Annotated in this window: 22 protein-coding genes; 11 read left to right on the forward strand and 11 right to left on the reverse strand. The window is 65.7% G+C overall.

Features of this window, described 5'->3' with window-relative positions; all coding sequences use genetic code 11:
* Positions 1 to 128 precede the first annotated feature (128 nt).
* Complete coding sequence (locus G3574_RS09740; protein ID WP_163962463.1) at positions 129 to 473, forward strand: cupin domain-containing protein; 345 nt, start codon at positions 129 to 131, stop codon at positions 471 to 473.
* Between the two features lie 33 nt (positions 474 to 506).
* Here G3574_RS09740 and G3574_RS09745 read toward each other — a convergent pair whose 3' ends face one another.
* The 5 genes from G3574_RS09745 to G3574_RS09765 all read right to left on the reverse strand — a co-directional run bounded on the left by G3574_RS09745 (position 507) and on the right by G3574_RS09765 (position 3,576).
* Positions 507 to 1,547 carry an NAD(P)H-dependent glycerol-3-phosphate dehydrogenase gene (locus tag G3574_RS09745; protein ID WP_163962465.1) on the reverse strand — a complete coding sequence of 347 codons (1,041 nt, stop codon included), beginning with the start codon at positions 1,545 to 1,547 and terminating at the stop codon, positions 507 to 509.
* 89 nt (positions 1,548 to 1,636) lie between these two features.
* Complete coding sequence (locus tag G3574_RS09750; RefSeq protein WP_163962467.1) at positions 1,637 to 2,086, reverse strand: SH3 domain-containing protein; 450 nt, start codon at positions 2,084 to 2,086, stop codon at positions 1,637 to 1,639.
* Between the two features lie 87 nt (positions 2,087 to 2,173).
* A complete protein-coding gene (gene secB / locus G3574_RS09755; RefSeq protein WP_163962469.1) occupies positions 2,174 to 2,695 on the reverse strand; it encodes a protein-export chaperone SecB in 522 nt (173 codons plus the stop codon).
* 203 nt (positions 2,696 to 2,898) lie between these two features.
* A complete protein-coding gene (gene grxC / locus G3574_RS09760) occupies positions 2,899 to 3,162 on the reverse strand; it encodes a glutaredoxin 3 (protein ID WP_163962472.1) in 264 nt (87 codons plus the stop codon).
* A gap of 12 nt (positions 3,163 to 3,174) precedes the next feature.
* Positions 3,175 to 3,576 (reverse strand): rhodanese-like domain-containing protein, encoded by a 402-nt coding sequence (locus tag G3574_RS09765; RefSeq protein WP_163962474.1) that lies wholly within the window; start codon positions 3,574 to 3,576, stop codon positions 3,175 to 3,177.
* Positions 3,577 to 3,692: 116 nt separating this feature from the next.
* Between G3574_RS09765 and gpmA the strand changes: the two genes are divergently transcribed.
* From gpmA to G3574_RS09785, 4 genes are all read left to right on the forward strand, one after another.
* Positions 3,693 to 4,439 carry a 2,3-diphosphoglycerate-dependent phosphoglycerate mutase gene (gene gpmA, locus G3574_RS09770; RefSeq protein WP_163962475.1) on the forward strand — a complete coding sequence of 249 codons (747 nt, stop codon included), beginning with the start codon at positions 3,693 to 3,695 and terminating at the stop codon, positions 4,437 to 4,439.
* 31 nt (positions 4,440 to 4,470) lie between these two features.
* The gene (locus G3574_RS09775) at positions 4,471 to 5,910 is read left to right on the forward strand and encodes a murein hydrolase activator EnvC family protein (protein WP_163962477.1); all 1,440 of its coding nucleotides are present in this window, start codon (positions 4,471 to 4,473) and stop codon (positions 5,908 to 5,910) included.
* A gap of 3 nt (positions 5,911 to 5,913) precedes the next feature.
* A complete protein-coding gene (locus tag G3574_RS09780) occupies positions 5,914 to 7,407 on the forward strand; it encodes a S41 family peptidase (RefSeq protein ID WP_163962479.1) in 1,494 nt (497 codons plus the stop codon).
* Positions 7,408 to 7,652: 245 nt separating this feature from the next.
* Entirely contained in the window at positions 7,653 to 8,408 is a 756-nt protein-coding gene (locus G3574_RS09785) for a HesA/MoeB/ThiF family protein (RefSeq protein ID WP_163962481.1), read from the forward strand.
* A gap of 24 nt (positions 8,409 to 8,432) precedes the next feature.
* Here the strand turns inward: G3574_RS09785 and G3574_RS09790 are convergent, their stop codons facing one another.
* Both G3574_RS09790 and G3574_RS09795 read right to left on the reverse strand, forming a co-directional pair.
* Entirely contained in the window at positions 8,433 to 8,702 is a 270-nt protein-coding gene (locus G3574_RS09790; protein ID WP_163962484.1) for a hypothetical protein, read from the reverse strand.
* A gap of 57 nt (positions 8,703 to 8,759) precedes the next feature.
* The gene (locus G3574_RS09795; RefSeq protein WP_163962486.1) at positions 8,760 to 8,960 is read right to left on the reverse strand and encodes a hypothetical protein; all 201 of its coding nucleotides are present in this window, start codon (positions 8,958 to 8,960) and stop codon (positions 8,760 to 8,762) included.
* Between G3574_RS09795 and G3574_RS09800 the strand changes: the two genes are divergently transcribed.
* Together G3574_RS09800 and G3574_RS09805 are read left to right on the forward strand one after the other, a co-directional pair.
* Positions 8,938 to 9,834 (forward strand): DMT family transporter, encoded by an 897-nt coding sequence (locus G3574_RS09800; protein WP_163962488.1) that lies wholly within the window; start codon positions 8,938 to 8,940, stop codon positions 9,832 to 9,834. The genes G3574_RS09795 and G3574_RS09800 overlap by 23 nt on opposite strands.
* A 4-nt stretch (positions 9,835 to 9,838) precedes the next feature.
* Entirely contained in the window at positions 9,839 to 11,059 is a 1,221-nt protein-coding gene (locus tag G3574_RS09805; RefSeq protein WP_163962490.1) for a YbfB/YjiJ family MFS transporter, read from the forward strand.
* A 156-nt stretch (positions 11,060 to 11,215) separates the two neighbouring features.
* Here the strand turns inward: G3574_RS09805 and pabB are convergent, their stop codons facing one another.
* Positions 11,216 to 13,045 (reverse strand): aminodeoxychorismate synthase component I, encoded by a 1,830-nt coding sequence (pabB, locus tag G3574_RS09810; RefSeq protein WP_163962492.1) that lies wholly within the window; start codon positions 13,043 to 13,045, stop codon positions 11,216 to 11,218.
* An 8-nt stretch (positions 13,046 to 13,053) separates the two neighbouring features.
* Entirely contained in the window at positions 13,054 to 13,938 is an 885-nt protein-coding gene (locus G3574_RS09815) for a DMT family transporter (protein WP_163962494.1), read from the reverse strand.
* Between the two features lie 258 nt (positions 13,939 to 14,196).
* On the opposite strand from G3574_RS09815, the gene G3574_RS09820 reads away from it, so the two are divergent.
* The 3 genes from G3574_RS09820 to G3574_RS09830 all read left to right on the forward strand — a co-directional run bounded on the left by G3574_RS09820 (position 14,197) and on the right by G3574_RS09830 (position 17,979).
* The gene (locus tag G3574_RS09820; protein WP_163962496.1) at positions 14,197 to 15,531 is read left to right on the forward strand and encodes an ankyrin repeat domain-containing protein; all 1,335 of its coding nucleotides are present in this window, start codon (positions 14,197 to 14,199) and stop codon (positions 15,529 to 15,531) included.
* 415 nt (positions 15,532 to 15,946) lie between these two features.
* Entirely contained in the window at positions 15,947 to 17,140 is a 1,194-nt protein-coding gene (locus tag G3574_RS09825) for an ankyrin repeat domain-containing protein (protein ID WP_163962498.1), read from the forward strand.
* 110 nt (positions 17,141 to 17,250) lie between these two features.
* Positions 17,251 to 17,979, forward strand: a complete 729-nt coding sequence (locus G3574_RS09830) for a hypothetical protein (protein WP_163962500.1) — start codon at positions 17,251 to 17,253, stop codon at positions 17,977 to 17,979.
* A 66-nt stretch (positions 17,980 to 18,045) separates the two neighbouring features.
* On the opposite strand, the gene slmA is transcribed toward G3574_RS09830, so the two are convergent.
* Complete coding sequence (gene slmA / locus G3574_RS09835; protein WP_163962502.1) at positions 18,046 to 18,621, reverse strand: nucleoid occlusion factor SlmA; 576 nt, start codon at positions 18,619 to 18,621, stop codon at positions 18,046 to 18,048.
* Positions 18,622 to 18,626: 5 nt separating this feature from the next.
* On the reverse strand, positions 18,627 to 19,376 hold the full coding sequence (locus G3574_RS09840) for a pyrimidine 5'-nucleotidase (RefSeq protein ID WP_163962504.1): 750 nt from the start codon (positions 19,374 to 19,376) through the stop codon (positions 18,627 to 18,629).
* A gap of 41 nt (positions 19,377 to 19,417) precedes the next feature.
* Here G3574_RS09840 and G3574_RS09845 point away from each other — a divergent pair, with 41 nt between their 5' ends.
* Positions 19,418 to 20,338: a TraB/GumN family protein gene (locus G3574_RS09845; RefSeq protein ID WP_163962505.1), complete on the forward strand. Its 921-nt coding sequence runs from the start codon at positions 19,418 to 19,420 to the stop codon at positions 20,336 to 20,338.
* Positions 20,339 to 20,346: the final 8 nt, after the last annotated feature.

The following is a 20,346-nucleotide window of genomic DNA, read 5'->3' on the forward strand; positions in this document are numbered from 1 at the left end:
TTTCGGGGCCGAAAGGCGGCCGGAACGAGGCGCGGCTCCTGCGTGGGCGCACAGGAACAAACCCCGGGCCGGCAGGGTCTTGTTGGAAGTGAACGTCCCTCTCCACCAATACGCCTCCGGAGCAAGCCATGTCCCTGCATCATGCCGAATCGGGTGAAGTCATCGATATCCAGCCGCTGGGCGACAAGCTGCCTTGGGCAGAATCGGTGGCGCTCGTGCGCACGGCCGAATTCGAAGTCATGCGGATGGTGCTGCAGCAGGGCAAGGCCGTGCCCGAGCACCGGGTTCCGGGCGACCTGAGCATGCAATGCCTTGAAGGCTCGGTTGAAGTGCAGGCCGGCGGCAACCATCTCACGCTGGGCGAAGGCCAGCTGGTTTTCCTGAAGGGCAATACCCCGTACGCATTGCGCGCCCTGGACCACGCTTCCCTGCTGGTCACGATGGTCCGCAAGCCCAAGGACAGCGACGAGTAGTCAAAACTCCCGGCCGCGCGATCGCGGCTGACGTCAGGGCGCGGCTTCGGCGCGCGGATCGCGCGACAGCAGGTGCCGGATCATGTCGCCCGGAGCATCGCCGTCGAACAGCACCGCCGCCACCGCTTCCGCGATCGGCATCTCGATGCCCGCGTCCCGCGCCAGCGTGCGCACCGCCTGGGCGCAGCGCACGCCTTCCGCGACATGGCCGAGCTCGCGCACGATCGCGTCGAGCTTCTTGCCCTGCGCCAGCCCCAGCCCGACGCGACGGTTGCGCGACAGGTCGCCGGTGCAGGTGAGGATGAGGTCGCCCATGCCGGCGAGTCCCATGAAGGTTTCCGGTCGTCCGCCGAGCGCCACTCCGAGACGCGTGATTTCCGCCAGGCCGCGCGTGATCAGCGCCGCCCTGGCATTGTGGCCGAGGCCCATGCCATCGGCGACGCCGGTGGCGATGGCCAGGATGTTCTTCACCGCGCCGCCGACTTCCACACCGGCCATGTCGTCGGTGGAATACACGCGCATGGCGCCGCCGTGCATGATGGCGACCACGCTGTCGCGCAAGGCGGCGTCGCGCGACGCGATGGTCAATGCGCAAGGCAAGCCTTGTGCGACCTCCTGCGCGAATGAAGGACCGGACAGGGCGCCGATCGGCAGCGTGTCGCCGAGCACCGCGCGCGCGACCTGGTGCGGCAGCAGCCGGGTGTCTTCCTCGAATCCCTTGCACAGCCAGATGAGGTTAGGAATGTCTTTCGTCGCCAGCCGTTCGCACAGCGGCCGCAGGCCGGCGACGGACGAGGCGATGACGAGCAAGCCTTGCGCCTCTCCCGGTTGCCCGGCGACATGCGCGATGGCGGCATCGAAGTCGGCGGTGGCGCGCACGCCGGGCGGCAGTGCGAAGCCGGGAAGATAGGCGGCGTTTTCGCGGCGCGCCTCGGCATCGGCCATGGCGCCGGCATCTCGGCCCCACAGCACCACGTCATGCCTGGCGGCGAGCGCGATGGCCAGCGCGGTGCCCCACGCGCCGGCGCCGAGCATGCCGATCCTGCGGCGGACGGGAGGGTTGGAAGCCTGCATGCGGATTCCCTTGAAAATGAAGACGGAAGAGGACGCCGGGCGGGGTCAGGCCCGGCGCTGGCGGCCGGGAATGTCGGCGGGAACCGGGCTCATTCGCCCCAGACTTCCTGGGCCCGGACGTAGCCAGCCTGGCCGTCGCGGTGGCGCACCTTCACCCAGCCCGCGCTCAAGGGCTCGACCATGTCGAGCAGCACGCCCTTGTCGGCGGTAAAGACCATGGCCGCGCCATCTTCGCCGGCGGCGCGCACGCGCGCGGAGGCGGCAGTGACGATGACGGTGCGCTTGGGTACCAGGGCCTTGGCTTCCACCCAGGCCAGGTCGCCGCTCGCGTCGCGCACCTTGTTCCACTCGCCGTAGGTCAGCACCACTTCGACCGGCATGCCGCGCGGTGCGACGAAGACTTTCTTGCCCTTCGCGGAAGGGGCGTCGTAGAAGATGGCGGGGGACGCCCCGACGCTCTTGAATTCGACGACGGGCGCCGCATGGGCATTCATCCAGGCAAGCAGCATCGCCGTCGCCACCAGACGCGGAATTCTCATGTTCTCTCCCTGAGGTGTTGCCGGATTGTCGCGTTCGCCGCGTTCGGCTGGCGGCCCTTCCCCGCAGGGAAAAGGCCGGTCTGACGATTACTGGCGGGTGGCCGACGAGCCGTCGGGCATCACGAGGCCGGAGCCGCCCTGCTGCTGGCCCTGCTGCTCGGCGAGCGCCTGCAGGCGCTGCTGGTAGAACACCTCGAAGTTGATCTCGGCGAGGTGGACCGGCGGGAAGCCCGCGCGGGTGATCATGTCGGCGATGTTGGCGCGGAGATAGGGGTAGACGATGTTCGGGCAACCGATGCCGAGCAGCGGGTCCATCTGCTCGGGCGGAATGTTGGCGATCTCGAAGATGCCGGCCTGCTTGCCCTCGACCAGGAAGGCGACCTTGTCCTTGATCTTGGCGGTGACGGTGATGGTGACGGTGGATTCGAAAATGGTTTGGGCCAGGGCTTCGGCGCCGACGTCCACGGACACTTCGATGTTCGGGCCTTCCTGCTCGAGGAAGATGGCCGGCGAATTGGGTTGTTCGACGGACATGTCCTTCAGGTAGACGCGCTGGATCTGGAAGACGGGTTGCTGGTTCTGGTCCTGCTGTTGGTTTTGCTCAGCCATGAGTTGCTTTCTCTGGGTGGTGTTGCGGATTCGTGCCCTCATCGGAGGGGCGCACGAGGCCGGCCGGTTGATAGGGACAAGGGACGGCGGGAGCCATCTAGCCGTCCCCTGGAGCGTCAGCGCCGTTCGCCGCGGCCGGGGATGCGTCGCGGCGCCCTGCCGTGGCTGTCTTGTGAACGCTTTTTCTAGCCAGGGTCGCCAGTCTACGCGCCCTGAAGCAGCGGGTCCAGTTTGCCGGCGCGATCGAGGGCGCTGAGGTCGTCGAAGCCGCCGACGTGGGTATCGCCGATGTAGATCTGCGGCACGGTGCGGCGGCCGGTCTTCTGCATCATGGCGGCGCGCTGCTCGGGCTGCAGGTCGATGCGGATCTTCTCGATGTCATCGACGCCCTTGGCCTTGAGCAGCCGTTCTGCCATCACGCAATACGGGCAGACCCCGGTGCTGTACATTAAGACACGTGCAGTCATGTCAATGCTCCATTATTTGATGAGGGGCAGACCCTGCGCCTGCCAGGCGGCGATGCCGCCGCCCAGGCTGGCTGCCTCGGCGAAGCCCGCCTTCCTGAGCTGGGCGACAGCCTTCGCCGAGGCGCTGCCGTTCTGGCAGACGGCGATCACGGTCCTGGACTTGAATTTCTCCAGCTCTCCCAGCCTGTTGGGCAATTCCTTCAATGGAATGTTCCGGGCGTCACGCAGGTGGCCGGCCTGGAATTCGGCGGGCTCGCGCACGTCGAGGATGAGCGCCTTGTTCTGGTTGATGAGCTGGGTGGCCTGCAGCAGCGACACGGTATTTCCGCGCTGGCGAAGGCTCGGCCACAGCAATGCGCCCCCGGAAATCAGGGCGATTCCGATCAACCATATGTTTTCAATCAGGAATTTCACGTTACTCCAATGGTGTTAGGCAATCCCGACATTATAAAATAGAAGCGCAAGCGCCTTCCAACTCATGCGCGATCCCCGATTCAACCCGATTTCCCAACCACCTTTCCCCTTTTGACATGTACAAAATCGTATTCATGCGCCACGGCGAATCGACCTGGAACCTCGAAAACCGCTTTACCGGCTGGACCGACGTGGACCTGACCGAGAAGGGCGTCGCCGAGGCGCGCGAAGCCGGACGCCTGCTGAAGGAAGCCGGCTTCACCTTCGACCTGGCCTACACCTCGGTGCTCAAGCGTGCCATCCGCACCCTCTGGATCACGCTCGACGAGATGGACCTGATGTGGCTGCCGGTCATCCATGACTGGCGCCTGAACGAGCGCCACTACGGCGCGCTGCAGGGCCTGAACAAGGCGGAAACCGCCGCCAAGTATGGCGACGAGCAGGTGCTGGTCTGGCGCCGCAGCTATGACGTGCCGCCGAACCCGCTGGAGGCGAACGACCCCCGCGCCTCCTACGCCGACCCGCGCTACGCCGGCCTCGAGCACGGACAGATTCCCCTCACCGAATGCCTGAAGGACACCGTGGCGCGCGTGATGCCGGCCTGGGACGAATCGATCGCGCCCGCCATCCGCGCCGGCAAGAACATCCTCATTTCCGCCCACGGCAACAGCCTGCGCGCCCTGATCAAGACGCTGGACGGCATCAGCGACAAGGACATCGTCGGCCTCAACATCCCCAACGGCGTGCCGCTGGTCTATGAACTCGACGCCGACCTCAAGCCGATCAAGAGCTATTACCTGGGCGACCAGGCAGCGATCGAGGCGGCGATGAAGGCGGTTGCCAGCCAGGGCAAGTCGAAATAAACGGCGCGTCCATCCACTTGCACCCCATCGCATGACAATCACCGCAAGCCGGCGCCTGCCCGGATTGCTCGGAGCGCTCGCGCTGGGCGCGGCCGTCCTCGCGTCGGGCGCAAGCGCGCGCGAGAGCGAGCGCCTCCGGCAGAAGCACGCCGCCGAGTCCGAGCGCGCCGAGCTGCAGCAGAAGCTCGACGCGCTCAAGCGCGACATGTCCCGCACCGAATCGGCCCGCAGCCACGCGGCCGATTCCCTCGCGCAGTCTGAGTCGGCCATTTCCCAGGCCAACCGCGCGCTGCGCGACCTCGACGACGAGCATCGCCGCATCGAAGCCCGGATCAGCCAACTGGCCGACGAGCAGGACCGCATCGCCAAGGCTGTCTCCGCGCAGCAGAAACGCCTGTCGCTGCTGCTGCGCGACCAGTACGCCGCCGGCGGCGAGGACCGCATCAAGCTGCTGCTGTCCGGCGACAATCCCAACCGCATCAACCGCGACCTGCAGTACATGGGCTACGTCTCCAAGGCCCAGGCCCGCCTGCTCGAGGCCCTGCGCGCCAACCTCGCGGCGATCGAGGCCAACAAGTTCGCCACGCAGGAGGCGCGCGACGAACTCGACGAGGTGGTGCGCGAACAGCGCGAGCAGATGGCCGTCCTCGAAAAGGAGAAAAAGCGCCATGCCGCCCTGGTGGCCCAGCTTTCCGGCAAGCTCGCCGCCCAGCGCAAGGAAGTCGGCGGCATCGAGCGCGACGAACAGCGCCTTGGCGTGCTGGTCGACCGCCTGGGCAGGTTGATCGAAGAACAACGCCGCGCCGAGGCGGAAGCCGCGAAAGCCGCGGCGGCCCGGGCGGAAGCGGCGAAGGCGGAGGTCGCCCGGGCCGCCGCGGAGCGCCAGGAGAAGCTGCGGCAGGACCAACTTGCGCAGTCCAGGGCGAAAGCGCAGCCGCCGGTCGCGGGAAAAATGAGTTCGGTCAAGACGAAACCGGCCAATCCTGATGCAATAGACAACGACGAACCGCCAAAAACCGTGGCGCGCAATGAACTCGCACCCGAACCCGGCGTCCAAAGCGGGTTGTTTTCCCGGGAGTTCGGTTCCCTGCGCGGCCAGCTTCGGCTGCCGGTCAAGGGGGACCTGATCGCGAAATTCGGCGGCAAGCGCGGCGACGGACCGGCCTGGAAAGGCTTGTTCATCCGCGCCCCGGAAGGATCGGAAATCCGGGCCGTGGCCCAGGGGCGGGTAGTATTCGCCGACTGGCTGCGCGGCTTCGGCAACCTGATCATCCTCGACCACGGCGGCGAATACTTGACCATCTATGGCAACAACCAGGCGGTGCTCAAGCATGCCGGCGATCTCGTCAAGACCGGCGAAGTCATTGCCAGCGCCGGCAATAGCGGCGGCAACGAACAATCGGGTTTATACTTTGAAATGCGGCATCAGGGCCGCGCTTTTGATCCCCTTGGATGGGTGACAGTCAGGTGAAACATGGGCAGTAAACTCAAGAACTTCGGCCTTATCGGTCTGGGCGTCATCGCCGGCGTCGCCGGTTCCATGCAATTCGAGGCCAGCGCGCAAAAGGCGACCGCGCCGCTGCCGCTGGAAGAATTGCGGCAACTGGCCGACGTGTTCGGCCTCATCAAGTCCGACTACGTGGAATCGGTCGAAGACAAGAAGCTGCTGACGGAAGCCATTTCCGGCATGGTCGCCTCGCTCGACCCGCACTCCGCCTACCTCGACAAGAAAGCCTTCAAGGAACTGCGCGAAGGCACCCAGGGCAAGTTCGTCGGCCTGGGCATCGAGGTCGGCATGGAAGACGGCTACGTCAAGGTCATTTCGCCGATCGAGGACTCGCCCGCCTTCAAGGCAGGCCTCAAGGCCGGCGACCTGATCACCCGCCTCGACTCCACGCCGGTCAAGGGCATGACGCTGGACGAAGCCGTCAAGCGCATGCGCGGCGAACCCAACACCAAGATCACGCTGACGGTTGCCCGCAAGGAAGAAGACAAGCCGATCATCGTCACCATTACCCGCCAGGAAATCCGCGTGCAGAGCGTGAAGTCCAAGGTCATCGAACCGGGCTACGCCTGGGTGCGGGTGTCGCAGTTCCAGGAGCCGACGGTCGACGACATGGCGAAGAAGATCACCGCCATCTACCAGCAGGACCCCAACCTCAAGGGCCTGGTGCTCGACCTGCGCAACGACCCGGGCGGCGTGCTGCCCGGCGCCATCGGCGTCTCCGCCGCCTTCCTGCCCAAGGACGTGCCGGTGGTCTCGACCAATGGCCAGCTGCCCGATTCCAAGGCCACCTTCTATGCCCGCCGCGAGTTCTACACGTCCTCGCGCACCGCGCTGACAGACCCGCTGGCCAGGCTGCCCGAGGGCATCAAGAAGGTGCCGATGGTGGTGCTGATCAACGCCGGTTCGGCTTCCGCCTCGGAGATCGTGGCCGGCGCCCTGCAGGACTACAAGCGCGCCACCATCATGGGCATGCAATCCTTCGGCAAGGGCTCGGTCCAGACCATCCGCCAGCTGTCCGCCGACACCGCGGTCAAGCTGACGACGGCGCGCTACTACACGCCCAATGGCCGCTCCATCCAGGCCAAGGGCATCGTTCCCGACCTGCTGGTGGACGAGACCGCCGAAGGCGACGGCATCAACAGCCTGCGCCTGCGCGAGGCCGACCTTACCAAGCACCTGACCAACGACAAGGACAAGGAAGAGGCCCACGCCAAGGTCGACGAGCTCGAGGAAGAGCAGCGCCTCGCCGCCCTCGAGAAACGCCGCAAGCCGCTGGAATTCGGCGGCAAGGACGACTTCCAGCTCGCCCAGGCGCTGAACCACCTCAAGGGCATGCCGGTCCAGCTTTCCAAGTCCGCCAAGGTGGAGAGCAAGAAGGAAAACACCATCAACGAGAAGAAGGATGGCAAGGACGGCAATGGCAACGGTAACGGCAAGAATGGAAACGGCGACAAGAAGTAAGCCGACCTGACCGGAAGAAAAGGCCGCAGTGATGCGGCCTTTTTTGGTGTTGGAGCCGCTTGTCAAGGCTACCGACAGGGCGGCAGCGTTTCATTCCCGCGCAAGTGGGAATCCCATTTTGCCTTTAAGCCGTCGAAGACACCCCGGCGACAATGCAACACCGACATGGGATTCCCGCCTGCGCGGGAATGACAGGATGGGACGAGAATGCGCCGCAGGCGCTCCGTATCACCAGAAAACACGACATGAACGACAACCAGCTCCTCCGCTATTCCCGCCACATCCTGCTCGATGAAATCGGCATCGAAGGCCAGTCCCGCATCCTCGACGCCCATGCCCTCGTCATCGGCGCCGGCGGGCTCGGCTCTCCCGCCGCCTTCTACCTCGCCTCGGCGGGCATCGGCAGGCTCACCCTGGTCGACAACGATACCGTCGATCTCACCAACCTGCAGCGCCAGATCCTGCATACCACCGAGCGCGTGGGCATGTCCAAGGCGGAGTCGGGGAAGCAGACGCTGGCGGGCATCAATCCGGAGGTGGAGGTGATCGCCCTGCAGGAGCGGGTGGATGACGCCCGCCTCGACCAGCTCGTGTCACAGGCGAACGTGGTGCTGGACTGCAGCGACAATTTCGCGACCCGCCATGCCGTCAACCGGGCCTGCGTGCGCCACCGGGTGCCGCTCGTGTCGGGCGCGGCGATCCGCATGGACGGCCAGATCTCGGTGTTCGATCCGCGCCGCGCGGACTCGCCCTGCTACGCCTGCCTGTTCCCCGCGGACCAGGAATTCGAGGAAGTGCTGTGCTCCACCATGGGCGTGTTCGCGCCGCTGGTCGGCATCATCGGCACCATGCAGGCGGCGGAAGCGCTGAAGGTGGTGGCCGGGATCGGCCAGACGCTGGCGGGAAGGCTGATGCTGCTAGACGCGCGGGCCATGGAATGGACCACCATCCGGGTGGCGCGCAGCGAGGATTGCGCCGTATGCGGGCAAGGCCACGGCTGACGTCACCGGCCGAAGCCTGGCGCGTCAGCGCGGCTCCTGCGCGGCGCCGCGCCGCTGGAAATAACGATACGCCTCGAAGTGGCGCTGCCCGGCGCTGGATGGGTCCTGCACGTCGGAGGCATCGGGCATGTCTCCCGCGCCGGACGCCGCGCGGCCGTCGCGCGGCATGCCCCCGCTTTCATTCTGCATGAGTTGCTGCGAACCGCGGCGCAGCGGGCCGTCGCCGCAGGCAACGACGGCGAGCATGGCAGCCAAGGCGGCCAGCGGCACGGCAAGCTTGAAGCCAGACTTCATGTTGTATTCTCCCTGCCCCGATTATTGATGAAACCGCCGGCCGCCTCTTGGCTTGTGTCAATCGCTTAACATCTGCGGATCAAGGCCGCCGCCGATCCGTGGCGCGGCCGCATCAGGTAACGACGATTTCAATGGCAGCGTGGCGCCGTCCGGGTCCCGCACGGCGCGGCGGAACGGGCCGGGTGCTACAATCGAAGCGAACGACCGTTCGTCCTCCGCGCCTTTCCTGTCCCCGATGTCCGCCAGCGATTTCTTCAAGCTTCTCTTCCTGTCTTCCATCTGGGGCGGATCATTCATCTTCCTTCGCATCGCGGTGCCTGAAGTCGGTCCGCTGATGACCGCGCTGCTGCGCACGACGCTCGCCACTGCCGCATTGCTCATCTTTGCCGCCGCCACCGGCGTCTCGATGAACTGGCGGCGCAACGCCAAGCCCTTCGCCATCGTCGGCATCTTTGCCGGCGCCCTGCCGTTCTGCTGCTTTTCCTTCGCGGCGCTGCACCTGCCGGCGGCGCACTCCGCCGTGCTCAACGCCACCGCGCCGCTGTTCGGGGCGCTGTTCTCCGCGCTGTGGCTGAACGAGCGGATGACGGCACGGAAGGCCGCGGGCCTGCTGCTCGGCCTGTCCGGCGTGGCGGTGCTGGTGGGCGCGGGCGCGCTGCCGCTCGATGCGATGACCCTGCTGTCGTTCGGCGCCTGCCTCGCGGCGGCGGCCTCGTATGCCTTGTCGACCATCATCGTCACCAAGACCGGCCGCCCGGGCGGCATCCATCCCATCGCGATGGCCACCGGATCGCTCGCCTTCGGCAGCCTGATCATGCTGCCCACCCTGCCCTTCGCCATCCCACCCGCCATGCCATCGTTGCTGGCGCTGGGCTGCATCGCCGGCGTGTCGCTGCTGTCGTCCGGCCTCGCGCAAGCCATCTTCATCCCGCTGATCGTGAAGATCGGGCCGACCCGGGCAATGTCGGTGTCCTTCCTGATCCCCTTGTTCAGCATGCTGTGGAGCGCGATCTTCCTGCACGAAGGCGTGCACCTGTCGACCGTGCTCGGCGCCGGCATCGTGCTGATGGCCATGGCGCTGGTGCTGCCGACCGCGCACGCGCCCGACGACCTGCATCCGACACGGAGCTGAACCGATGTCCGACGCAGCGCCCTCCTCGCCGAATCCTGTCCTGACCGCGCTGGCCCTCTCGCTCGGCGCCGCAATCTCGCTTGGCATGTCGCGCTTCTCGTATGCGCTGCTGCTGCCGCCGATGCGCACCGACCTGTCGTGGTCCTACCTGCTGGCGGGCGCGATGAACACCGGGAACGCCTTCGGGTATTTCATCGGCGCGCTGGCCACGCCGGCGCTTATGCGCCGCTTCGGCGCGCATGCGGCGCTCATCGGCGGCGCGCTGCTGACCACGGCCTTCATGCTGCTTTCCGGCTTCGTCGTCGATGCCGGCATGCTGCTCCTGCAGCGGGTGCTGGCAGGAATCGCGAGCGCCCTGATCTTCATTTCCGGCGGCGTGCTGGCGGCGAGGCTGGCCGCGGGCCATGCCGGGCGCGCCGGCTTCCTGATCGGCCTGTACTACGGCGGCACGGGCTTCGGCATCATCGCCTCGGCGCTGCTGGTGCCGCTGGCAATCGGGGCCGCCGCCGGACACGGCGCATCCCACGCCTGGCAATGGGCCTGGCTGGCGCTGGGCATCGCCTGCCTGCTCGCGGCCGTGCTCATGGCCGGCCCGTCGCGGCGCATCGACGGCGCGGTGCAGGCGTCGGCGGCCGGCCAGAGATTCCGCCTCGGCGACTTCGGCTTCGGCCTTGCCGGCTACTTCATGTTCGGCGTCGGCTACATCGGCTACATGACCTTCGTGATCGCCCTCTTGAAAGAGCAAGGCATGTCGCCGACGCTGATCACCGCCTTCTACGCCCTGCTGGGCGCTGGCGTGGTGGTGTCGTCGAGGCTCTGGGCGGGACTGCTCGACCGCTACCAGGGCGGACAGCCGCTGGCCATCCTCAACGGCCTGCTGGCGGCCGCCACCCTGCTACCGGTATTGAGCGCTTCCCCGATCGCGGTCTTCCTGTCGGGCGTGGTGTTCGGCAGCGTGTTCCTGTCGGTGGTGGCATCGACCACGGCTTTGGTCAGGCACAACCTGCCGGCGGCGTCATGGTCTTCGGGGATCAGCGCGTTCACCACGGTGTTCGCGCTCGGGCAGATCGTCGGGCCGACCATCGTCGGCTGGATTTCCGACCGCGCCGGCGGTCTGCAGCGGGGACTGGTGTTTTCCGCGTGCGCGCTGCTGGTCGGGGCGGTGGTGGCGACGCGGCAGCGGGCGCGTCTTCGAGAGTCCCCTCCCTTTCAAGGGGAGGGTTAGGGTGGGGATGGGTTTCGGTCGCAGGCAAAGGACAACGTTGACAATGCCCCAATCAAAATCGTGTTCTTTGCTTGCGCCGGAAACCCATCCTCACCCCAGCCCTCCCCTTGAAGGGGAGGGAGTCAAGCGCGCTGATGCGAAGGAGAGTTCGCGGAGTTAAAAACCCACCGCCGCCCGCAACACCCCGCGCAGCGCATTGCACACCACAACCTCTTCCGCCCTGCGCAAATCCTCCACCGTCACTGTCCGCTCCAGCGCATTCCACGCCGGGTCGTCCAGCAGCACGCCGCGCATCATCCCTGGCAGCACGCCCGCCGAGAGCGGCGGCGTCACCCACCCGCCGTCCAGCTTGAGGAAGACGTTGCTGCGGCCGCCTTCGGTCAGCTCCCCGCGCTCATTGAAGAACAGCATGTCGAAGCCGCCCCGCGCCTCGGCCGCGCGCCAGCCGGCGTCGTAGCGGTCGCGCAGGGTGGTCTTGTGACGCAGGAAGAGATCGCCGGAGCGGGTGGGCGCATCGGCGAGGATGAGCTTCACCGGTTCCGGCAAGGGCTGCAGGATGCCGCCCTGCACGGTGGCGCTGCCATCGTGGGCCAGGGCCAGGCGCAGGCGATGAGGCACGCCGTGGGGCATGTCGCGGCAGGCCGCATCGATGCGCGCGCGCAGCCCGGCTTCGTCGAAACGGAAGCCGAAATAGCGCGCCGACGCGCCCAGCCTTTGCAGGTGACGGTCGAGATGCGTACATCCCCCGGCTTCCGCCCGCATGGTTTCGATCAGCTCGAAAGGCGGGACCAGCCCGGTGAGGAAGCGGGCCTTGAGCTGGCATTCGGCGAACTCGTCCGCGGCGACGCTGTCGTGCACGATGCCCGCGCCCACGCCGAGTTCGCCGCGCCGCACGCCGCCGGCCGGCGCTTGCAGGACGAGCGTGCGGATCGGCACCGACAGGCAGAAGTTTCCGGTGGCGCGTCCCGCCGCCGGCGCATCGAACCAGCCTATCGCGCCGGTGTAGAGGCCGCGCGGCTCGGGTTCGAGTTCGCGGATGATCTGCATGGTGCGGCGCTTCGGCGCGCCGGTGATCGAACCGCAGGGATAGATCGCCTCCAGGACGTGCTGCAATCCTGCGTCGTCGGGCAAGGCGGCCTGCACCGTCGAGCTCATCTGGAGCACGCCGCCGAAACGCTCCACCTGGAAAAGTTCGGGCACGCTGACGCTGCCGGTGACGGCCACGCGTCCCAGGTCGTTGCGCAGCAGGTCGACGATCATCAGGTTTTCGGCGCAGTTCTTGGGGTCGGCGGCAAGCGCCCGGGCCTGCGCGGCGTCGGCGCGCGGGTCGCCGCCGGCGGGCGCGGTGCCCTTCATCGGCCGCGTCATGATGCGGCCTTCCTCGTGGCGGACGAACAGTTCCGGCGACAGGGACAGGATGGCGCCGCCCTCCGGGAGCTGGACGAGGGCGCCGTAGGGCACCGGCTGGCGCTGCCGCAGCCGGCGGTAGAGCGCCACCGGGGAGCCGTAGGCATCGAGGCGCAGCCGCATGGTGTAGTTGACCTGGTAGGTGTCGCCGGCCTCGATGTATTGCCGGATGCGCTCGACCGCCGCGCCGAAAGCGGCTTCGTCGACATTCGCCGCCAGAGCGGCGACGCCCGCCGCGTCCCGCTCGCGGTCCTGGCTGGACAGCCAGGCCAGGACCTGCATCGACGACAGCGTTTCCATGCGGCGAAACAGCAGGATGCGCGCCAGCTCTCCTTGGTCCGGGTAAGGCGCGATGCCGTGCATCGCCGCGCCGAGTTCGTAATGGAACAGCGCCACCGCATGCAGGCCGCGCGCCAGCCCGTCCTGCATCCGGGCCAGCAGTCCCGGCCAGCCGGCGATGTCATGGCAGGCCAGCACCGACTCGCATTCGGTGTAGAGGCGCGAACGCCTGTCGCCGATGCTGGCGGCGCAATCGTCAAGCAGGGCGAAGCATGCTTGCGCGGTCGTCGATCCGGTCATGCGCCGCCTCAGCTTCCCTTCTTCGACAGGTAGATACCCAGCAGCAGCAGCGCGCCGCCGAGCATCTGGATTGGTCCGATCGCCTCGCCGAAGATCAGCCAGGCGGCGACCGCGGCGGTCAGCGGCTGGATCAGCAGGCTGACAGAAGACAGGTTGGCCGGCAGGTGGGCGAAGGCATAGGCGATCACCGTCTGCCCGCCGATCTGCGCGACCAGCGCCAGCGCGAACAGCGGCAGCCAGCCGGCCGTCGTATCGGGCAGGAAAGCGCCGGGCGACATCAGGGCCAGGGGCAGCAGCACCAGGCCGGTGACGGTGGTGCTCCAGGCCATCAGGCGGGCGGTGGAGTATTCGGCGCGGGCATCCTTGATCACCAGCTGGTAAGCGGCGTAGAACACCGCGCTGGCGAGGCCGAGGCCGTCGCCGAGCAGCTTGTTGGCATGTTCGACGCCGCCGGCATTGGGTCCGACCAGCATCACGGCGCCGATCAGCGCCAGCACCATGCCGACGATGAAGATGCGGGCGAAGCGCGTGCGGTAGGCGATCCACATCCAGAGCGCGATGAAGATGGGCGCGAAGTTGGACAGCAGGGTGGCGTTGGCCACGGTGGTGTAGTGAAGCGACAGGTGCCAGATCGCCATGTCGCCGGCGAAGTAGATGCCGGCCAGGACGAGGGAGCGGGCGAAGTCGGTGCGCTTGCCGGATTTTTCGTCTTCGCGTTTCACCGCGAAGGCCCATGCCCACAGGACCGGCGCGGCGAGCGCCATGCGCCAGAACGCCGAGGCGATCGGGTTGACGTCGGACAGGCGCATGAAGATGCCGGCGAAGCCGATGGCCATGCCGCCGATGAGCAGGGACGCGAAGGCGAGCGTGGGGAAATGCTTGGGGGAATGCATGAAGGTCGGCGCGGGCCGTGAATGATTGGCAAGGGCCATGAGTTTACTGGGGAATGCCGAAATGCGCATCACGCGGAAAGCCCCGGCAAACCCTCGCACAGGCATTCCTAATCGCAATTAATGCGACGGTTTTCACGCGGTGGGCATATCCGTCACCAAGCCCGGGCGCTGGCGGGAAAACCTCCGGTGCGGCCATTTCCTGCAATTTCCTGCAATTTCCTGCGGCTGGCCTGCCGCGTCCGGACCAACACGAACCCGATGATGACTTTTCCTGCATTGCCCTCCCTGTCGCGCCAGCCTGACACGGAGACCCCGAGCCAGGCGCCCCGTGGCGCCAAGGCGAATTCGCCTTCCTGCAAGATGTCGCTCAGCTCGCGCCTGCTGATGACCTCGGTGCGGCGCGGCCATCTGAAATGGAGCAAGGCGCTGCTGTCGCGCGGCGCGGACATTAATTGCGCCGGCAAGCGCGGCATGACGCCGCTGATGCGCGCCGTCGACCGGGGCGACGCCGGCCTGGTCGGGATGCTGCTGGAGCGCGGCGCCGACAGGCACGCCAGGACGACGGATGGCGTCACCGCGCGCATGCTCGCGGAAAACCGTCACCACGCCGGAATCGTGCGCCTGCTCGACGAACCGCCGCCGCATCTCTCGCACTATGGCGTCGACGAACTCATTCCGGTCCTGAACGCCGGCGACCTGGCCCTGATGCGGGCGCTGCTCAGCTTCGGCATCGATGCCGACCGGCGCAACGACCATGGAATCACCTTGCTGCGTGCAGCCGTCGACAAGGGCGACCTGCGTTTCATCGACCTGCTGCTGGCGCGCCGGGCCGACGTCAACCTGGCCGATGCGCAGGGCTGGACACCCCTGCTCTCGGCCGCCACGCACCCCGATCCCGTGGCGCTCGAATGCCTGCTTGACCATGGCGCCAGTATCGACCACGGCGACCGCGACGGCACGACGGCCTTGATGGCGGCGGCGACCCACAACCGCATCGAAAACGCGGGGATGCTGCTGCTGCGAGGCGCCGACATGGATCTGGCCGACGCACACGGCCGGACCGCCCTGATGATCGCCGTCCTGCACGGCCATGCGGGCATGGCGCGGCTGCTGCTTTGCCAGGGCGCGCGTATCGATGCCGCCGACCGCCGTGGCCGTACTCCCCTGATGGTCGCCGCGCGCGATGGTCATGCCGACATCGTCAAGCTTTTGCTGGCCAAGGGCGCGGGCGTCGATCAGGCGGACACACGTGGCAGGACGCCGTTGATGGCCGCGGCCGGGCGGGATTTCACCGGCATGGCGGCACTGGTCGCGGAGGAGCAGGCAGGCGCGGGACCGGCGCGCCACCCCGGCCTCATCGAGGCGCTCTCCGCCGACATCCTGCAGCAGAACGGCATCGTGTCGATGCTGCTGCGCGCCAATGCCGACCCCAGCCGCCGCGATGCGAAAGGTTGGACTGCGCATGCCCTGGCGGCACGGAGGCGGAATCATGTCATCGCGCGAACCTTGCAAGCGCAAGCCGGTCCCTCCTGCTCTTCCATGCATTCCCGTACGCGCGGGTCAATGTTCGACATCATGAGCAGGACCAGATGAACGCCCGGCCAGGATACTGATGATTCACGACCCGCGGCGCAGGACTCACGGAAAGAAAGCAGCGGAAAGCCGGTCAAAAATTATTCAGCCCTAATAGTTGAAAAATCCTTGATCGGTTCCCGTTTCCCGGCCACGAAAGTAGCAATCCTGACCGGCCCGTAACAGCGCTTCGATGCGCCTGCTTGCGGCATTTTTATTTTTAAAGAACGCCATGTTCCCTTCCAAGATCAGTTCTGCTTCTCCTGTTCATCGAGATGAAGCTGGCCCGGCATCCACTTCCCGGATGAGCCATTCGCAGACGCGGCACCTGGCAGCAAAGGTCTCCGGTCCGTCCGCGACCCTCAACGATGTCAACCTACAGCGTGCAGCCAGGCGTCCCGGCAAAGTGAACCTGCATGCGACTCCCCGGAAGTTCATGCGCTACGTCCAGCAGGGCAACTTGCGCCTCGCCAGATCGCTGCTCGACCTGGGGATGGACGTCAATTGCGCCACGGAAGACGGCACGACGCCGATCATGGCCGCCGCCGCGCGCGGCGATGTCGACATGGCACGGCTGCTGCTGGAACGCGGCGCCGACAGGCATGCCATGAACCGGGAAGGCGAGACCGCGCTCACGCTTGCCGACCGGAGCAAGCATACCGCCGTGTGCAGGCTGCTCGAACAAAACCCCTTGCCGCTATGCGACTGGAACGCGGACGACCTGCTCCCGGTCATGCAGGCGGGCGACCGCGACCTGATGCGGGCGCTGATCCGCTTTGGCGTCGATGTGAACCGCGCTGGACACGATAGTGGCACCCTGCTGATGGCGGCGGTGGCGGCGGACAACAAGCCTTTCATCGAATTGCTGCTTGGCGCCGGCGCCGACCCGCAGCAGGCAAACCGCCAGGGCTGGACGCCGTTGCTCAGCGCGGCGGCGCATGGCGATGTCGCGCTCGCAGATCACTTGCTGGCGAAGGGAGCAAAGGTCGATCACGCCGACAAGGAAGGCTGGACCGCCTTGATGAGTGCTGCCGCGTGCAACAACATTGAAACCGCCGGACTGCTGATGCTGCGCGGAGCCGACATTCATCGACAAGACACGCAGGGGAGAAATGCGCTGATGATCGCCGTCATCCACGAAAACGCCGGGATGGCCGAACTGCTGCTGGGCCGGGGTGCACGGATCGATGAGAAAGACAATCATGGCCGGACCGCCCTTGCTCTCGCGGCGTCGGCCGGCAATGCGGATCTCGTCACGCTGCTGCTCAGGCACCTTGCAACGGTCGACCTGGCCGACAAGGCAGGGCGCACGCCCTTGATGAAGGCAGCCGGCATGGAACATGCCGGCCTGGCGCCGATCGTCACCGGCATCCCCCTCCCGCCGAGGGAACCGCACCAGAAATCTCAAGACACCCAACTGCTGATTGCTGATCTCCTTCGCCAGAAGGCCATCGTCGCTGCCTTGCTCGATGCCGGCGCGGATGCCAGCCGGACTGACCATGAGGGTAATTCCGCGCTCACGCTCGCCATCCGCGAGGTTAACCGAGTCATCGCCCGATTCATCCAGTCTCGTGTTGCGACCAAGGGCACCGGTACGCCAGCGGTAGCGGGCATGTCTTATTTCATGTGATCCCGGATCCGCCTGGTGGGTGGGGTAGGTTCGCGCAGGGGTGGTTGCAAGAACTGCAGACCATTAGACATGGTTAATAGTTATATTTTTTCGTGACGGTTGTTCTAGGCTTGACGGTCATTCCCACCATTGCGCAGGCAAAGCAATGGCACTTTTCCATACGCAGACAAGAGAGGTTTATCATGCCTGGACCTGGTTCCATTTCCCATCAAGGCGGGAATGTTGTTGACCCTACCCTACAACCCGCGCAGGGCCAATCGACTGACCGAAATACTGACCTGACGGTGATCCAACACACTATTGGTCCTGGACTGCAAGTCAGCTCGAAACAAGTCCCTGTGAATAGCGGAACAAAGGTGCTTGGTCAGGCTGTCACAATGAGATTGAGCTCGAAATTATCCGAGGAAGCCAAAAAAGCCCTGAAACAAAATTTCGAGGCGTTCCACAAGCTAGGAAGCGATTCCTCAAGCAAGGAATTGCTGAACCAGATTTCCCCATCACGATCCGAAATTGCCGAGCCGTCAAATGCTTTGGAACGTTCTGGTTCGAGATCCTTAGAAGATTCGATGGGAAACGATGTCGAACGGAGTGGGCTTGAAAATCAAAAAGCTACCAAGTCGGATCCTAGCCCGTTGATATTTGAAAAAATGACAGATGATGAAGGTCGGGTGACGGGATACAAAGTCAATCTGACTGACCTAGAACATCAAGAACCTAGACCAGAACCCGAGCTTTCAGAATCTACCGCGTCAACCCACTGCGAGAATGCAGGTTCTTCCACAACCAGCAGAAGATCCAGCCTAGTTGACATGGTTAGATCACTTTTCAATAAAGATTGAGATTTAAACCTGCCGCCGGCCAGGCTGCGCTCGACAGCGCCTGACCGGCATGCCTACCCTCGCTCTCTACACCAGCACCATCGCCATCTGCGCCTGCGCATTCTCCGTCGGCTTCAACTTGAAGCCGCTCTTGGCGAAGCGGTGCCAGCGCCCGATCACCATCGCCACGATGAGATTGGCGCGCACCGCGACCTCATCCTCCTTCGCCTCCCCCTGGCTCACCGCCATCCGCAGCGACTGCTTGATCGCCAGCTCCACGCGCTCGACGAACTGGTTCATGCGGTGCTGCAGCCGCTCGTCCTCATTGACCAATGCATCGCCGATCAGCACCCGCGTCATGCCGGGATTGCGTTCGGCGAAGTTGAGCAGCATGCCGGTGATGGCCTGGACCTGCGACAGGCCGTTCTCCTGCTGCTCGCTGATCTGGTTGATGAGGCCGAAGACCGTGCCTTCGATGAACTCGATCAGCCCTTCGAACATCTGCGCCTTGCTGGCGAAGTGCCGGTAGAGCGCCGCTTCCGACACGTCCAGCCTGGCGGCCAGCGCCGCGGTGGTGATGCGTTCTCCCTTGGGATGCTCCAGCATCGCGGCCAGCGTCTGGAGGATCTGCAGCTTGCGTTCGCCCGGTTTTGTCGTTGCCATGATCGTTATCGGTGGTGTGAGCAATCGGATTGGGACGTCAGTCGATGCAGCGCCTCTGGCAGCCTGCGTACGGATTGTACTTTGACATCGACGAAGGCGGGGCGGCGCGTGAAGGATGGCGGGCGCTTTCCGGCCAGGGAGGTATGGTTGGGACTCGTGGCGAGATATTGCGTCACCCAGACGGTGCGCATGCCGAGCGCGCGCGCGGCCTTGAGGTTGTCGGCGGTGTCTTCCACCAGGATGCAGCGGCGGGGTGACACGCCCTCTTTCGCCATCAGCTTGCGCAGCAGCTGCTTCGACGGCTTGGGCCGGAGCTGGCGGTGAACGTGCATGGACTCGATCGGGATGTGCTTGGCGAAGTGGCGATGCAGCCCGAGGTGGCGCATGACCTCGTGCGAATAGCGGCGCGGCGCGTTGGTGAGCAGGATCTTCCGGCCCGGCAGCCGCCTGAGCAGCCGGCCGAGGCCGCGCTCGGCGCGGATCATGGTCGGCAGGTCGTCGAAGCGGTGCGCCTCGCGCAGGAAGTCTTCCATGCGCACGTGATGGTGCCTGATCATGCCCAGCAGGGTGGCGCCGTAGCGCTTCCAGTAGGCCAGCCGCGCGGCATTGACGGTGGCGTCGTCCGCCGGCTCGCCGCCCTCCCCCAGCACCGCTGCCATATAGGTGTTCATGTTCCGGTTGATGGCCGGGAAAATGGCATGCGAAGCATTGTGCAGGGTGTTGTCGAGGTCGAACAACCAAATCGGCGAAGGCATCTGCTAGAGTCGTTTGGGTAAGGGAGCGTATGAAAACGAGAATGTCTATCCTGCCCGGCCTGGCCGCGCTGATGCTTGGCTTAATGGCATCGCCTTCGCATGCGGAGAATAATGCAGCGCCTGCCGCGCAAGCACAAGCCCAAAGCGTGCGGCAGCGCGGCACGCTGTATCGCATCCGCCACCAGGGCAATGCCGCCTGGCTGTACGGGACCATCCATGTCGGCGAACCGGGCTTCTTCCCGCTCGGGCCCCAGGTGAGCCAGGCGCTGGCGTCGGCGCGCCGGTTGGTGCTGGAGCTCGACGTGCGCGACAACGACGGCTTCCAGGCCGCGCTGCGGCGCCATGGCGTCTATGCCGACGGCAGCCTCGACCGGCATCTCTCGCCCGAGGCGCTGGCGCAGCTCAAGCTGGAATTGCAGCGCGCCGGCATCCCCTACGACCAGGTCAGCCGGCTCAAGCCCTGGGTGGTGGCCAACCTGCTGGTCGGCGCCCAGCTCGAGCGCAGCGGCTACCGGCGCGGCGACGCCATCGAATTCTTCCTCATGCAGCAGGCCTCCGGCGCGCCGCTGCAGGAACTCGAATCCTCCGATTACCAGATGTCCCTGTTCGACGCGCTATCCGCCGCCGAGCAGGAACAATACCTGCGCGAGAATCTCGCCGAACTCAGCGCCGGCGACACGCTGCGCAAGGCGCGCCTGCTGATCGACGCCTGGTCGCAGGGCGATGGCGAAGCGATGGACGCCTATCTGCGCGAGACGCGCGCGGAAAAGACGCTGGCTTCGGACTTCATGCACCGGGTGCTGCTCGACAAGCGGAACCCGGAAATGGCGGACAAGATCGATGCGCTGCTGAAGGAAGCGGATGGCAGCTTCATCGGTGTGGGGCTGCTGCACCTGCTGGGGGAGAATGGGGTGCCGAACCTGCTGCGGCAGAGGGGGGTGGAGGTGGAGAAGGTGTTTTGAGGGGGACA

The sequence above is a fragment of the Noviherbaspirillum galbum genome (assembly GCF_010974945.1).
Lineage (GTDB): Bacteria > Pseudomonadota > Gammaproteobacteria > Burkholderiales > Burkholderiaceae_D > Noviherbaspirillum > Noviherbaspirillum galbum.